Origin of the sequence: Pseudomonas sp. ML96 (assembly GCF_000761545.1) — a bacterium.
Taxonomy (GTDB): domain Bacteria; phylum Pseudomonadota; class Gammaproteobacteria; order Pseudomonadales; family Pseudomonadaceae; genus Aquipseudomonas.
On sequence record NZ_JPMY01000046.1, the window covers coordinates 74,453 to 88,965 of the forward strand.

Here is a 14,513-nt window from a genome sequence, read left to right on the forward strand (position 1 = left end):
GATGAGCGCCAGCCGCGAGGACGTGTGGCTGGCGTTGTCCGAGCTATGGCTGGACAACCAGCTGGATGAGTACAGCCACCGCCATATCGCCCGCGTGCTGCTGGCCAGCGGTCTGTCCGTCGAGGAGCTGCAGAGTATCTATCTGGAAGAAGTGGCGCCGCTACTATGGGGCAACCACTGGACCACGGCTGGCGTCTGGGATGGTTTCGATGCGCAGTGGCTGAGCGCCGGTTGTCGGCGCTTCCAGCAGCGGCGCGGCAGCCGTTGGCACCGCTGGCGCTGCCGTTTGCTACGCCGACTGATGACTTATGCAGCGGAGCCGGAATGGCAGCAGGTGCTGCTGCGTATGGCGGAGTTGCGCGGCTAGCTCAGTCGACCCGGCGGCGATCATCCGGGCGCGGGTGGCTGCGGCGCCAGTCGTCGAGCTGGATCACCTTGTCGTCGTGGGGCGCCGGCTCGTGGAAGGGATGAGCTTGCAGCTCGATGCTGCCCAGCTGGCGCCCATACATGCTGATGCTGCCGTTCAGGCGTTGCTCGCCGGTGACGGTGAACTCGAAGTCGTAGATGCGCGCCACCCGGCGACGGCCGCGGCTGTCGCGGGTCAGGGCCAGGCGGCGGAAGGCGACGTTGCCATCGAGCAGCTCGATATCCAGTTTGGCGCAGTGCTGCTTGGCCAGCGCCAGGGCCCGCTCGCGAATGCCATGGCCGCGCCATAGCCAGGCGCAGGCGGTGGCGAACAGCATTAGCAACAGCACATCCAGCAAGTCGATCATGGGGACTCCGACGTTCACAGGCCCAAGCTTAACCTATCCGCGCGGCGGGGGATTGAGTCGTCGTCTCGATCCGGCTAGGGTCGCCGGCACGACGAACAGAGGACGTTCTACCGATGAAGAAGTGGCTGTGGATAAGTCTTGCCTCGCTCCTGCTCCTGGCGGCATTGACCTGGTTATGGTGGCAGGACGAGCCGCTCACGCCCCAGGCCAAGGTCTGGCTGGAAGCGCCGGCGGCACCCGCCGACAGCGCCGCTTATTACCAGTTGCTTGGCCTGGATGCGCCAGCCGGCCAGGAGCCGGAGGCCGTCGGCCGCCAGTTGCTGCAGGCGCATCGGCAGTGGCGTGCGCAGCACGGTTTCAGTGATCCGCTGGTCGCGGCCAGTGGTGGTGAACGTATCGAGCTGCCCAGCGGCCTCTGTGCTCTCGGCGAGCCCGGTTGCCTGCACCAGCTGCAAGGCAATAGCGCGGACCTGGCCGCATTGCTGCGGCACCATGCCGAGCTGCTGCAGCGCTACGAGCACCTGCTGGCGCTGAGTGACTACCAAACGCTCAGCCAGCCGAGCATGGACGAGCCGCTGGCCAACTTCACCAGTCTGGAGCGCGCCAATCGCCTGCGTGCTGTGCAGGCCCTGATGCTGGCCGAAGAGGCACGTGGTGCCGAAGCCCTGGCCCTGTTGCAGCAGGATGTGGCAATGCTGCGTGGCTGGCTGGCGCGGGCCGACAATCTGATCCTGAAGATGATGCTGGTGCGCCTGCTCAGTGACGATCTGGACGCCATCGCCCAGCTGTATCGCGCCGGTCTGGTACCGCGACCCGAGGCGCAGCCGGCGCTGAGCGAGGCCGAGCGTTCGTTGCAGGGCGCCATGCAGCGCGAGTTCGCCCTGGTGGGATCGGGGCTGTTGACCCTGCTGGACAACCCGCAGACGGCTGCCGAAATGGGCGTGCTGCGCTGGCAGCTGCGTTGGCTGTACAAGCCGCAGATGACGGTCAACGACAGCCTGCCGGCCTATCAGCGGGTGGCCGCGAACTCGCGTCTGGATACTCTGGCCTTCGTCCGCAGCCTGGCGGCGCCGGTGCGCGATGAGCAGAGCCTGTGGCGCCGTGTGCGCAACCCGATGGGGGTGATTCTCGGCCAGGTGGCACTGCCCGACTTCAACCGCTATCTAGCGCGTCTGCATGATCTGGACGCCAAGCTGGCGCTGTTCAATGCCTTGGGCCAGGCCGCACCCGAGGTCGACAGTCCCTATCGCCCTGGTCAGCGGGCGAGCTGGGATGCCGAGCGCGAGAGCTACTGCTTCAGTGGTCCGCTGCAGGACGATAAGGGCCTGCGCTGCCTGTCCTGGGCGCCACCACCGAAGCAGTGAATCGTATCCCGCACGACTGACCCGACGCGCGGGCGGGCCAGTCGCTAGCTGAGCTTCCGAGTCGAGCTCTAGATTTCCTCTATCTCTTCGTCCAGGGACTGGTAGCGGCGCACCAGTTCCTCGCGGATCTCCCGGCGGCGCTGGGCCTGGCGGAAGCGCCGCTGTTCGTCGGCGCTCTGCGGTTGCAGGGTGGGCACCGGTTTGGGCTGGCCCTGGTCGTCCATCGCCACCATGGTGAAGAAGCAGCTGTTGGTGTGGCGCACCGAGCGCTCGCGGATGTTCTCGGTGACCACCTTGATGCCGATCTCCATCGAGGTGCGCCCGGTGTAGTTGACCGAGGCGAGGAAGGTGACCAGCTCGCCGACATGCACCGGCTCGCGGAAGATCACCTGGTCCACCGACAGGGTCACCACGTAGCAGCCGGCGTAGCGCGCGGCGCAGGCATAGGCGACCTCGTCGAGGTACTTGAGCAGGGTGCCGCCGTGCACGTTGCCGGAGAAGTTGGCCATGTCCGGGGTCATCAGGACGGTCATCGACAGGGTGTTGGTTTCGAAGTCCATGGGTGTCTCATAGGCAGTTTTTAGGGTGCTGGCGGTGCAGTTCCTGCGGGGTCTGCTGGTTGTTATAGATGCTGCCTGTTTACTTCGCTGTGCCAGCGCCGCCAGGCATGCAACTTTGCGGCCGTTGCCGGCGGTGGAGCACAGGAGCCGTTAAGCTAGGGCCTTTGTTCAGGGAGGACGATCATGCGAAGCCATCTTCTCGCGCTTGTGTTGCTGTCTTTCGGCGCACAGTGCACCGCCGCGCAGCAGAGTTGCGCCAGCCCGGCCGCCTGCAATCAGGCCGGCACCGCCGCCTACCAGGCGGGTCGCCATGCCGAGGCCATCGCGGCCTTCGAGCGCCAGCTCAAGCAGGCCGAACAGGCCGAGGATCGCGCTGCCCAGGAGCTGGCGCTGAACAATCTGATGCTGGCCAATCTCAAGGCGACACATGCCGGTATGGCGCGGGCCTGGTTGCGCCTGGCCTTGCGCAACGATTTCGACGGCGCTGCCAGCCGGCACAATCTGGCCAAGGTCGGCGAGGCGGATGTCTCCTCGCTGGCAGCCGTGGTCGAGGGACATTACCTGCGCTACGCCGGCCAGGCGGCCTGGAGTAGCCTGCAGATTCGTCGCGAGGGCGACGGTTACCGCGCCGACTTCGCGCCGATCCGTGTCGGCGGCCGCGACCCGGAGGAGTGGGGGCCGGCGGCCATCGGCGAATTGCAGGGACGCCTGCAGGGCGCTGGCGACTATTTCGAACTGCAGGACGCCGGGCTGGTTGCCGAGTGCCAGGTGCAGCTGCTGCGTGACGGTCTGCGCCTGCAGGTGCTGGAAGTCTTCGCCGACGCCTGCCAGGAGTACGGTGGCGCCGGTATCAGCGTGGCCGGCGAGTACTTCAAGGTCGAGCCGCGCTAACTGGGGCCGCTCTGCCAGCGCTTGCGCGCATGCAGGTAGGCGGCGCTGTCGGCATAGCCGAGCTGTTCGGCGATTTGGCTGCGATTGAGGCCCTGCAGCTCCAGGCTCTGCTCCAGCTCGGCGCGCACCGCGTCGAGTACTTCGCGAAAACCCAGGCCTTCCTCCTGCAGGCGCCGGCGCAGGGTACGCGGGCTCTGGTGCAGGGCTTCGGCGGCGGCCTCCAGACTCGGGGGTTGCGCGCGGCGTAAATCGCCGCGCACCTGTTCGGCGACCTTGGCTGCCCAGCCGTTGAGTTGCTGCAGACGCGCCAGGCGCCGATCCAGGCTGTCGCAGAGCAGCTCCACCAGCACCGGGTGGTGCTGGTGCATGGGCAGTTCCAGGCAGGCGGCATCCAGGTACAGGCGATTGTGCGGGGCATCGAACTGCACTTGGCCGAACCAGGGTTTGTACTGCGCATGGTAGGCCGGGCGGGGGTGGCGGAACTCGGCGCCGAGCAGCTGGAAGGCCTGGCCGGCGCCCAGGCGCAGCATGCTCACGGCCATCACCGAATAGTGCTCGGTGACGAAGCGCGCCAGGGCCCCCGGTGCATCGATCTGCAGCTCGATGATCAGGCGCTCGCCGTCGCGCTGCAGGCGCACCCGCTCCATGTCCGAGGCCAGGCGTGCATAGCGCTGCCAGTGCTGCAGCGCCTCGGCGACGCTGGCGCTGAACTGCGCCAGGTGCAGTAGCACATGCCAGTCGCCAGGGCTGAACTGGGCGAACAGGTTGAGGCCGATGGCCGGGTCAAGCTCGGCGGCCTGCAGCCACAGCTGCTCCAGATGCACCAGGCTGTATTCCTGCTGCGGGTGGTGCTGGCTGAGAAAGCGCTGCAGCACGCGCCCCAGCGGGCCACGGTGAAAGCGCAGCGGACTGGGGCGGGGCGAGTCCGCCGGCGGATTGGCCACTTCGGGCAGATTGTTGTCCGTTTCGCGCATGGTAGCGGCAGTCGACCTGGCATCTGATACAGGCAACCCGGTAGGCCGGGATTTCCAACAAGAGGTTGCCATGAACCCCAGCTCCATCGCCAACAATCCCATTGCCGTGGTCAGCCTGATCTTCCTCGGCTTTATCCTGCTCGAGGTCGTGCTGGGCTGCTTCCGCCAGCCGCGCGGCCAGCGCCGCGACGTGCTGATCGAGATCATCGGCTCCAGCCTGCTGCTCGGTGCGACCTTCCCGTTGATCATGTTCCTCGCCGACTTTGCCCTCGGCGAGTGGCTGCCGCAGGCGCGCGACTCCCTGGCCGGAATTCCCTTCGTCGCCGGATTCGCCCTGTTCCTGCTGTTCGACGACATGACCCAGTACTGGTGGCATCGCCTCAGCCACAAGGTGCCGTTCCTCTACAGCCTGCACCGCGCGCACCACTCGGCGCCGTACATGAGCATCCGCATCGTCTACCGCAACAACAGCTTCTACTACCTGCTGATGCCCGGCATCTGGTTCTCTGCCGCGCTGATCTACCTGGGCCTGGCGCCGGTCTACTACGTCTACCTGATTCTCAAGATGTGCGTGATCTTCGGCGCCCACAGCAGCGTGGCCTGGGACGACAAGCTCTACCGCATCCCGGCCCTGCGCCCGCTGATGTGGCTGCTGGAACGGACCATCTCCACGCCGTCCACCCATTCCGCCCACCACGGCCTGAACGCCGATGACGGGGTGACCAACTACAAGGGCAACTTCGGCAACCTGCTGTTCTTCTGGGACGTGCTGTTCGGCAGCGCCAAGATCACCCGCCGCCGCCCCGAGCAGTACGGCATCGAGGACATGAGTCCGGTGAGTTGGCAGCAGGAACTGTTCTGGCCGCTGGTGCGCACGCCCAAGGCTGAGCCGGCGCCTAACGCCGAGCTGAAGGAGCTGGCCCGATGAGCCTGAATATCGTCCTGGTCGCCGGCTCCAGCCGCAGCGACAGCCAGAGCGCCAAGGTCGCCAGCTACCTGGCCGCGCGCCTGCAACAGCGCGACCTGCAGACGCAGATCATCGACCTGGGGCGCAACGCCTTGCCGCTGTGGCCGGCGGAGGATGGTCATGACCACTGGCCGGCCATGGCCGAGCAGCTCAGGCGCGCCGATGCGCTGATCGTACTCAGCCCGGAGTGGAACGGCATGGCCAGCCCGGCGCTGAAGAACTTCTTCCTCTACGCCGGGCGTCATGAGCTGGCGCACAAGCCGGCGCTGCTGGTGGGGGTGTCGTCAGGGCAGGGCGGCGCCTATCCGCTGTCCGAGCTACGCGCTTCCAGCTACAAGAACTGCCGCATCTGCTTTATCCCCGAGCAGCTGATCGTGCGTCAGGTGGAGGCGGTACTGAACACTGTGCAGGCAGCCGATGCCGATGACCAGCGCATCCGCCTGCGCGCCGACTGGGCGCTGGAGGTGCTGCTGGAATACGCCGAGGCGCTGCGCGGCCTGCCCCAGCGCATCGACTGGAGCGAGCCGCAGTTCGGCAATGGTATGTGATGTGAAGAGCCCGCGCTGCGGGTTCTGACCTGCTGCGCAGAGTCTGTCTCGGGTCTTTTGAGCTAGAGACAGGCAAGGCGAAATTGGGCGAGGGCGCGGAGTTTACGAGCTGTAAATGAGCAGCCCGAGCCCAATTTCAACGCAGCATGGCCGACGATCAAGAGATCCGGGTCAGGCTCTCAGGCGTGAGTGAGGTACCAGCGCCAGTCCTGCTCGCCGACTTCGCCAACGAACTGGCGGAATTCTTCCCACTTGATCGCCAGGAAGATCTTCAGGAAGTCCTCGCCCAGCGCTTCCTTGGCCCAGCTCGACTGCTCCAGGTTGCGCAGCGCGGTCAGCCAGTCGGTCGGCAGGGTTTCACGAGCCTGCTCGTAGCCGTTGCCGACAATCGCTTCGCCCGGGTCGATCTGGTTTTTGATGCCATGGTGGATGCCGGCGAGGATCGCCGCTGCCGCCAGGTACGGGTTGGCATCGGCGCCGCAGATGCGGTGCTCGACGTGGCGGCTCTTGGCCGGGCCGCCCGGTACGCGGAACGACACGGTGCGGTTGTTCACCCCCCAGCTCTTGGCCAGCGGTGCGTAGCTGTTGGCCTGGAAGCGCCGGTAGGAGTTGGCGTTGGGGCAGAAGATCGCCAGGGCGTCGTTGAGCGTGGCCATCATGCCGCCGATGGCGTGCTTGAGCAGCGGCGTGCCGTGTGGATCTTCCGAGGCCATCAGGTTGTTGCCTTCGGCGCCGGCCAGGCTGACGTGCATGTGCATGCCGCTACCGGCCAGGTCGCCGAACGGCTTGGCCATAAAGCAGGCTTGCAGCCCGTGCTTGTTGGCCACGCCCTTGACCAGGCGCTTGTAGCGCACGCCTTCGTCGACTGCCTGCAGCGCGTCGAAGCGATGCTCCAGGGTCAGCTCGACCTGGCCCGGAGCGTATTCGGAAATCGCCGTGCGTACCGGCAGGCCCTGCACCTCGCAGGCGGCGTAGAGGTCGTCGAGGAACGGCTGCAGCTGCTCCAGCTCGTACACGCCATACACCTGCGGCGCCTGTGGGCGCACGCCGTTGGCCTGCAGCGCCGGCTGCGGCCGGCCATTGGCGTCGCGCTGTTTATCCAGCAGGTAGAACTCCAGTTCCACCGCCATTACCGGGTGGTAGCCGTCGGCCTTGAGCGCGTCGATGGCGCGGGCCAGCACGTGGCGCGGGTCGCCGGGGGTGGCCGGCAGGCCCTGGGTCGGGTGCATGCTCACCTGCAGCTGGCCGGTGGGTACCGCGCGCCAGGGTTGCAGGGTCAGCGAACCGGGAATCGGGTAGGTCCAGCAGTCGGCGTCGGCGACTTCCCAGACCAGGCCGCTGGCCTCCACGTCTTCGCCCTGGATGGTCAGCGAGAGGATCGAGCTGGGCAGCGGCCGGCCGTTCTCGTAGATGGCCAGCAGCTCGTCACGGTGCAGCAGCTTGCCGCGCGGGATGCCGTTGGCGTCGATCAGCATCAGCTCGATGCTGCGTACTTCCGGGTGCTTGGCGAGGAAGTCGCGGGCTTCCTGGATATCGGCGAAGTTCATGGAGTCGTCTCGGTTATTCGCGGGCGCCGGGGATGGCCAGCAGCTCGCTGAGGGCCTGGTCGAGCATGCCGATCAGCTTGTCCACATCGTCCGCTGTGGTGCTCGGGCAGCACAGGGTCATGTTGTGGAACGGGGTGATCAGGATGCCGCGGTTGATCAGGTACAGGTGCAGGGCCATCTGCAGCTCGTCGTGGAAGGCCGCCTCGGCCTCGGCGCCGGTCTTCGGCGATACCGGGCAGAACTGGAACTCGCTGCGCGCGCCCAGCTCGGTGACCGACCACTGCAGGTTGTGCTTGCCGATCAGGCTGCGGAAACCATCGGCCAGGCGCTTGGCCAGCGGCAGCATGTGCGCGTAGGCGGCCGGGGTCATCACCTGTTCCAGGTTGGCGCGCATGCAGTGCATGGCCAGGGCGTTGGCCGACAGGGTGGTGCCCATGCCGCTGTGACCATGGCCGTGGCTGCCCTCGCTGGCGCGCTGGCGCGACTCGGTCATGGCTTCGGCCATCGCCGCGCTGCAACCGAAGATGCCGCACGGCACGCCGCCGGCGATCGGCTTGCCGACCACGAAGAAGTCCGGGTCGAGATCCCACAATTTTGTGCAGCCGCCGATATCGGTGGAGATGGTGTGGGTCTCGTCGATGATCAGCAGGCTGCCGTACTTTTTGGTCAGCTCGCGGCATTTCTGCATAAAGCCCGGCTCGGGCAGCACCATGCCGATGTTGGTCATCGCAGGCTCGCAGAGCAGGGCGCAGACGTCGCCCTGCGCCAGCGCGGCTTCCAGCGCGGCCACGTCGTTGAACGGGATCGAGCGGCTGTACTGGGTCAGGTCGTAGGCCTGGCCGACCAGGCCGGAGCGCGGCACGGTCTCGCCGTCGCGGCAGCGCACCATCACGTCGTCGACGGTGCCGTGGTAGCAGCCGTCGAATACCAGCAGGGTCTTGCGCTGGGTGATCGCCCGCGCCCAGCGCAGCACGTAGCGGTTGGAGTCGGTGGCGGTGGCGGTGACCTGCCAGAACGGCAGGCCAAAGCGCGCGGCCAGCAGCTCGCCGCAGACCACCGCGTCCTCGCCCGGCAGCATGGTGGTCAGGCCGTTGTTGCCCTGTTCGGCGATGGCTTTGGCGATCGGGTCCGGCGAGTGGCCGAACATGGTGCCGGTGTCGCCCAGGCAGAAGTCGATGTACTCGTGACCGTCGACGTCATAGAAGCGCGCGCCCTTGGCCCGCTCGACGAACAGCGGTACCGGGGTCGACCAGTCGGCCATCCAGTGCATCGGCACGCCGCCGTACAGGGAGTTGCGCGCGCGCTCGGCCAGGGCCACCGACCTCGGGTTGCGGGCGATGAAGCGCTCGCGCTCGCGGGCGGTAAAGGTCTCCACGGCGGATGGGCTGATACCACTGGCAGTCATGTTGCACACCTCGTTCGAATTTCTGCACATGCTATTTTGTGATCACAGAAATAGCAATGAGTGGTTTAATGGCCTTTATTAGAGCCTTTTAAACCAATCATGTGATCACAAAAGACAAGGTGCATTTTATGCGTGACTGCTCCCTGACCCTCAGCCAGCTCCCCGCGCCACCACGGGGACACTGAACACCATGGCCGATAATCTGCAGGAAACCCTCTACCAACGTATTCGCGAAAGCCTGCTCGAAGGACGCTTCCAGCCCGGCGAGCGCCTGAAGATTCGTGACCTCGCCGCGCAGTGGGGCACCAGCCCGATGCCGGTGCGCGCCGCGCTGCAACGACTGGTCGCCGAGGGCGCCCTGGAAGGCGAGCAGCAGCGCTCGGTGCGCGTGCCGGCGATGACCCGCGAGCGCTACCAGAACATCTTCCAGGTGCGCCTGGGCCTCGAAGGCCTGGCCGTGGAGCTGGCCACGCCCAACCTGACCCCCGCCGACATGGCCGAGCTGCGCGACTGCGTGGCGCGCATGGACGTAGCCATCGAGCAGCGCCAGATCCAGGACTACCTGGAGGCCAACAGCCGCTTCCACCTGCATCTCTACGGCGCCTGCGGCAACCCGATACTGCTGCGCTCGATCGAGTCGTTGTGGCTGCAGATCGGCCCGTTCTTCAACCGCCTGTTCACCGGCGCCGACCTCTCGCTGCGGCTCAACGACTTCCATGAGGAAGCCTTTGCCGCCATCGAGGCCGGTGACGCCAAGGCCGCGCGCAAGGCCATGGAGCAGGACCTGATCTACTTCGCCCGCTTCCTCCTCAACCTGCTGGAACTGGAGGGCGTGCAGGCGCGCAGCCGCTGAACCACGCGCCGTCTCGCGGTGAGCGAGACGGCAGCCAATCCTGGCTTACACTGAAGCATTCCCGGCTCCAGGAAGGCCCAGCACATGCAGGACTACAGCCAGCAGCGCTTTCTCATCGTCGACGACTTCACCGACTTCCTCAGCTCGGTCAAGGCCATGCTGCGCGAGATGGGCGCACGCGATGTGGACACCGCCAACCGCGGCGAAGAAGCCATCGCCATGTGCCGGCAGAAGCGCTACGACATCATTCTCCACGACTACAACCTGGGTGCCGGCAAGAACGGCCAGCAGGTGCTGGAGGAGCTGATCGCCGCGCGGCTGATCAGCCACCTGTGCATCTTCATCATGGTCACCGCCGAGAGCAGCCAGGCCATGGTCCTCAGCGCCCTCGAGCATGAGCCGGACGCCTACCTGACCAAGCCGTTCAACCGTGCCAGCCTGGCCCAGCGCCTGGACAAGCTGATGGAGCGCAAGGCCCTGCTCAAGCCGGTGCTGCAGGCGCTGGACAAGCAGGCCCCGGCCGAGGTGCTGGCCGCCTGCGACCGCCTCAGCCAGCAGGACAAACGCCTGCTGCCGCTGTGCCAGCGTTACAAGGCCGGCGCCCTGCGCACGCTGGGGCGTAGCGAGGAACTGGAGCGCCTGCTCAACGCCGTGCTGGCCGAGCGCGCCATCCCCTGGGCCTACCAGGCCCTGGGCGCGCAGCTGCTGGCGCGTGGCGAGCACCTGCACGCGCGTCAGCTGTACGAGAAGGCGCTGCAGACCTTCCCCATGCAGCCCGGCCTGTACGACGGTCTGGCCGCGGTGCTCGACGCCCAGGGCGAGACCAAGCGTGCCCAGGAGATTCTCGAGGACGCCGTGCGCCTGTCGCCCCTGGCCATTCGCCGCCAATCCCAGCTGGGCAAGCTGGCGATGCACAACGAGGACTTCGCCGGCGCCTCCAAGGCCTTCCGCAGTGCGGTGGAGCAGGGCAAGAACTCGCGCTTCAAGAGCGCGGAGAACTACCTGAGCCTGAGCCAGGCGCTGATCTCCGGCGCCGGCGAGGAGACCCTGGACAAGCGCGCCCAGGCCGAGATCAACCAGACCCTCGCCGAGCTGGACAACCAGTTCGGCCAGGACAAGGTGCTGCAGGTGCGCGCACGGCTGATGCAGGCCAGCAGCCTGCACAAGTCCGGCGATGCGGCGCGCGCCAAGCAGCTGGCCGCGCAGGCAGTGGCCGATATGGCGCAGCTCGGCGAATTCTTCTGCGCCGACGCGGCCCTGGCCGTGGCCAACCAGCTCAAACAGCTGGGCCAGGCCGAGGCGGGTGAGGATGTGCTGAAGAGCTGCGTGGAAATCTATGGCGACGACCCGGCGGTGCTGCAGGGCGTGGCGCGGCTGACCAGCGATCCGGCCATTCTCAGTGGCGCCAAGGAGGCGGTGGAGCTCAACCGCCAGGGCGTGCGCGCCTACCAGCTGAGCCGTTTCGCCGACGCCCTGGAGCTGTTCCGCCGGGCCCTGGTGCTGCAGCCGAAGAACATCAGTATCGCCCTCAACACCGCCCAGTCGTTGCAGCGCCTGAGTGGCGAGCAGGCCTCGGCCACGCTCACCGAGGAGTGCCGCGCCTGCCTCGACGCGGTACGCATGATTCCCCACGACGATGCGCGCTACGAGCGTTACCAGCAGCTGCGCCGCAGGGCCTTCGACGAATGAGCGGACTGGATTTCTCCACGGTGATCGCCTCCACCGTGCACGACATGAAAAACTCCCTGGCCATGCTCGGCCAGGCCCATGCGCAGTGGCTGGCACAATTGCCGGTGGAGCTGCAGGACGGCCCCCAGCGCGGGGTGATCGAGTATGAGTTCGCTCGCCTCAACGGCATGCTGGTGCAGTTGCTCGGTCTGTACAAACTGGGGGTCAACCAGCTGCCGCTGCGCCCCGGCTACCAGGAGGTCGAGGACTTCCTGCAGGCGCAGCTGGCGCGCCATGACGAGGTGCTGCGCAGCCGTGGCATCGCTGCCCGTTGTGAGGTGGAGACCTTCGACCTGATGGGTTTCTTCGACCAGGAGCTGCTCGGCTCGGTGGTCGCCAACATCATCGCCAACTCGATCCGCTACGCGCGCAGCGCATTGCTGCTGAGCGCCCACGAGGAAAACGGCGAGCTGCTGCTGAGCATCAACGACGACGGCGCCGGTTATCCCCAGACGATGCTCGAGCACCAGGGCGACTATGTACTCGGCCTCAACCAGAGCAGCGGCAGCACCGGGCTGGGCCTGTACTTCGCCGCGCGCATCGCCGAGCTGCACGAGCGCCAGGGCCGGCGCGGGCGCATCGAACTGCGCAATGGCGGGGCGCTCGGTGGTGGCGAGTTTCGTATCTACCTCCCCTGAGAGCCTATTTCGGCGCCCTTGATCGTCGGCCATGCTGCGTTGAAATTGGCCTCGGGCTGCTCATTTACAGCTCGTAAACTCCGCGCCCTCAGCCAATTTCGCCTTACCTGGCTCTAGCTCAAAGGCGCCGAAACAGACTCTGGATGGATGAGCGCCGATCCCCGCAGCATCGCATCGGTTAGCTTCTTTTAGCTTCACTATCCCGAATCAATATAAGGGCGCCTTGGCCATGCCGGCGCCATGTACTAGCGTGCCTGTTGTGCTTCGGTCCCCGACCGGGACCGCCACCGGGCATGGAAGTCTCCGGCCGTGGCCCATGCCCTCGACAAGAAGAACAAGACGAGGACGTGCCCATGAAGTCTGCCCTGCTGGCCTGCTGCGTATCCGCAGCGGCGCTGCTCACCACCACGCCTGCCCATGCCGAATTGGGCGACTACAGCGTCTGGAAAACCCTGCTCAACCTCACCTCGCCGCCACCGGCGGACAACAAGGTCACTCCCGCGCAGGGCCTCGGTCCCTATCCGTTGCTGAACAATCCGGGGGGTTTCAATTCGGGCTTCAAGCCCGGCAACTACTACGGCTGGCAGGCCATCCAGCTGGCGCCACAGACCGGCGCGGTGTGCGGCAACGGCTCGCCCTACAAATTCTTCGTCAACCGCGTGCCGAACACCACCAACACCATCATCTACCTGGAAGGCGGCGGCGCCTGCTGGGACTACGCCAGCTGCACCGGGCAGACCGGTATCCGCGGCGCGCGTAACCCGGACGGCATCCCCGACGACTACATGGGCCTGCTCAACCCCGGCGCCAGTCTGGTCAGCCCGCTGGTGGTGCGCCTGCACCCCTGGACGCGAACCAAGACGCAGAACTGGAACATGGTCTACGTGCCCTACTGCACCGGTGACATCTACTCCGGCGACAAAGTGGCGGTGTACAACGACCCGCAGAACCAGAAGCCGCCGCTGGTGTGGCACCACAACGGCATGCGCAATACCCGCGCCGTGGTGGCCTGGCTGAAGAACAACCTGCCGCGCCCGGCCCAGCTGCTCACCACCGGTTGCAGCGCCGGCGGCGCCGGCAGCCTGACTAACTATGTGGGCATCCGCCAGGACATGGCGCCGACCCGCGGCTTCCTCCTCGACGACTCCGGCCCGGTGTTCAGCGCGCCGCCCGGCAGCGACGTCAGCCAGTACCCGTCGCGCCCGCTGCAGGACTATATCCGCGCCGCCTGGGGCCTCAACGATGGTCCGGTGGCCTACCTGCAGAGCCGCCTGCCAGGGCTCAACGGCAGCGACCTGGGCAGCCTGTACACGGCGCTTTCCACCAATCTGCCGGGTGATCGTCTCGGACATACGCACTTCTGGCAGGACCTCAACTACTCGTCCTACTCCTACGAGCGTTTCCATCCGGACATCATCAACGCCCCGGACGCCGCCACCAAGGAGGCGCTGATCCACGCCAAGTGGGCGGTGGATACCGGCCGCCTGCGTGGCCAGCTGGCCAACCTGAGCAACTTCGGCGGCTACTTCCCGCAGTACCGCGCGGTGAACGAGAGCCACTGCACCAGCATCATCGAGTTCGCCAACTCGGACGTGCAGGAGCAGAACCTGGAGCTGGATAACTTCGTCAACAATCTGCTGGAGGGCAACGGCGCGGTGCTGTCGGCGTCGGAGAGCAGCGCGGCGGCGGACAAGGCCAAGCCGTTCAACTTGCTCTACTACATCCTCGACCAGCTTCTGTAGGTCTTACTGGTACGCCTGCTCCCGCGCCTCCTGCAGGCGCTGGCGCAGGTACTGGTCGCGGCTGAGGCCGTCGGGGATGCTGTCCATGGCCATGACTTCCTCGACGATGCGCTTCTCGTCGGACTTGTAGCGGTTGAAGCGCGCATCGGGCGCCTTGGCCTGCGCCTCGCGTGCCGCGCTCAGCGCCTGGTAGCGTGCCACCAGTGCGTCGGCGCGAGACTTCTGCGCCTGCTCGTCGCCACCCTCGGCCTGGGCCAGGCCGACCTGCAGCAGCAGCGCCTCGCTCAGTGCCAGCTCACCGGCTGCCTCACGCCGGTCGATTTCCTTGGCCAACGTTGCAGCGCGCTGGTGCCGCTCGGCTTCGCTCAGTTCGGCGGCGCCTTTGACGAAGCCCTGGTAATCGGCAGCGAACTGCAGGCGTGCCTGGTAACCCTGCACGGCAGGATCGTCCTGCAGCGCCGGGCGGGCGGCGGGGGCCGGCTCGGTGGGTACGTTGCTGGCGGCGCTGCTCGGCGCCGGCGCT

Annotated in this window: 15 protein-coding genes; 9 read left to right on the forward strand and 6 right to left on the reverse strand. The window is 66.5% G+C overall.

The genetic code is table 11. From position 1 onward, the window contains the following. Window position 1 precedes the first annotated feature (1 nt). Entirely contained in the window at window positions 2-367 is a 366-nt protein-coding gene (locus IP89_RS21785) for a hypothetical protein (RefSeq protein WP_043312004.1), read from the forward strand. Between the two features lies 1 nt (window position 368). On the opposite strand, the gene IP89_RS21790 is transcribed toward IP89_RS21785, so the two are convergent. Continuing rightward, window positions 369-773 (reverse strand): DUF3301 domain-containing protein, encoded by a 405-nt coding sequence (locus IP89_RS21790; protein ID WP_043312005.1) that lies wholly within the window; start codon window positions 771-773, stop codon window positions 369-371. 113 nt (window positions 774-886) lie between these two features. Here IP89_RS21790 and IP89_RS21795 point away from each other — a divergent pair, with 113 nt between their 5' ends. Further along, on the forward strand, window positions 887-2,137 hold the full coding sequence (locus IP89_RS21795) for a hypothetical protein (RefSeq protein WP_043312007.1): 1,251 nt from the start codon (window positions 887-889) through the stop codon (window positions 2,135-2,137). 68 nt (window positions 2,138-2,205) lie between these two features. Here the strand turns inward: IP89_RS21795 and IP89_RS21800 are convergent, their stop codons facing one another. Then, entirely contained in the window at window positions 2,206-2,697 is a 492-nt protein-coding gene (locus IP89_RS21800) for an acyl-CoA thioesterase (protein ID WP_043312008.1), read from the reverse strand. Between the two features lie 183 nt (window positions 2,698-2,880). Here IP89_RS21800 and IP89_RS21805 point away from each other — a divergent pair, with 183 nt between their 5' ends. Further along, entirely contained in the window at window positions 2,881-3,588 is a 708-nt protein-coding gene (locus IP89_RS21805) for a hypothetical protein (protein ID WP_043312011.1), read from the forward strand. Here the strand turns inward: IP89_RS21805 and IP89_RS21810 are convergent. Continuing rightward, a complete protein-coding gene (locus IP89_RS21810; protein WP_043312013.1) occupies window positions 3,585-4,562 on the reverse strand; it encodes an AraC family transcriptional regulator ligand-binding domain-containing protein in 978 nt (325 codons plus the stop codon). The genes IP89_RS21805 and IP89_RS21810 overlap by 4 nt on opposite strands. A gap of 70 nt (window positions 4,563-4,632) precedes the next feature. Between IP89_RS21810 and IP89_RS21815 the strand changes: the two genes are divergently transcribed. After that, window positions 4,633-5,490 carry a sterol desaturase family protein gene (locus IP89_RS21815; protein ID WP_043312015.1) on the forward strand — a complete coding sequence of 286 codons (858 nt, stop codon included), beginning with the start codon at window positions 4,633-4,635 and terminating at the stop codon, window positions 5,488-5,490. Further along, window positions 5,487-6,077 (forward strand): NADPH-dependent FMN reductase, encoded by a 591-nt coding sequence (locus IP89_RS21820; RefSeq protein WP_043312017.1) that lies wholly within the window; start codon window positions 5,487-5,489, stop codon window positions 6,075-6,077. The genes IP89_RS21815 and IP89_RS21820 overlap by 4 nt, the downstream gene beginning before the upstream one ends. A gap of 179 nt (window positions 6,078-6,256) precedes the next feature. Here the strand turns inward: IP89_RS21820 and IP89_RS21825 are convergent, their stop codons facing one another. Both IP89_RS21825 and IP89_RS21830 read right to left on the reverse strand, forming a co-directional pair. Next, a complete protein-coding gene (locus tag IP89_RS21825; RefSeq protein WP_043312019.1) occupies window positions 6,257-7,624 on the reverse strand; it encodes a glutamine synthetase family protein in 1,368 nt (455 codons plus the stop codon). Window positions 7,625-7,637: 13 nt separating this feature from the next. Further along, window positions 7,638-9,029 (reverse strand): aspartate aminotransferase family protein, encoded by a 1,392-nt coding sequence (locus IP89_RS21830; protein ID WP_043312020.1) that lies wholly within the window; start codon window positions 9,027-9,029, stop codon window positions 7,638-7,640. Window positions 9,030-9,219: 190 nt separating this feature from the next. Between IP89_RS21830 and IP89_RS21835 the strand changes: the two genes are divergently transcribed. From IP89_RS21835 to IP89_RS21850, 4 genes are all read left to right on the forward strand, one after another. After that, window positions 9,220-9,882 (forward strand): GntR family transcriptional regulator, encoded by a 663-nt coding sequence (locus tag IP89_RS21835; RefSeq protein ID WP_043312022.1) that lies wholly within the window; start codon window positions 9,220-9,222, stop codon window positions 9,880-9,882. A gap of 84 nt (window positions 9,883-9,966) precedes the next feature. Continuing rightward, window positions 9,967-11,571 carry a tetratricopeptide repeat-containing response regulator gene (locus IP89_RS21840; RefSeq protein ID WP_043312023.1) on the forward strand — a complete coding sequence of 535 codons (1,605 nt, stop codon included), beginning with the start codon at window positions 9,967-9,969 and terminating at the stop codon, window positions 11,569-11,571. Continuing rightward, window positions 11,568-12,248: a sensor histidine kinase KdpD gene (locus IP89_RS21845; protein ID WP_043312024.1), complete on the forward strand. Its 681-nt coding sequence runs from the start codon at window positions 11,568-11,570 to the stop codon at window positions 12,246-12,248. Before IP89_RS21840 ends, IP89_RS21845 begins: the two co-directional genes overlap by 4 nt. Before the next feature lie 353 nt (window positions 12,249-12,601). Continuing rightward, window positions 12,602-13,990, forward strand: a complete 1,389-nt coding sequence (locus IP89_RS21850; protein ID WP_052081178.1) for a pectin acetylesterase-family hydrolase — start codon at window positions 12,602-12,604, stop codon at window positions 13,988-13,990. A gap of 3 nt (window positions 13,991-13,993) precedes the next feature. Here IP89_RS21850 and IP89_RS23800 read toward each other — a convergent pair. Then, window positions 13,994-14,513 (reverse strand): hypothetical protein (locus IP89_RS23800; RefSeq protein ID WP_256203180.1); only part of this gene is annotated, 520 nt, incomplete at its 5' end.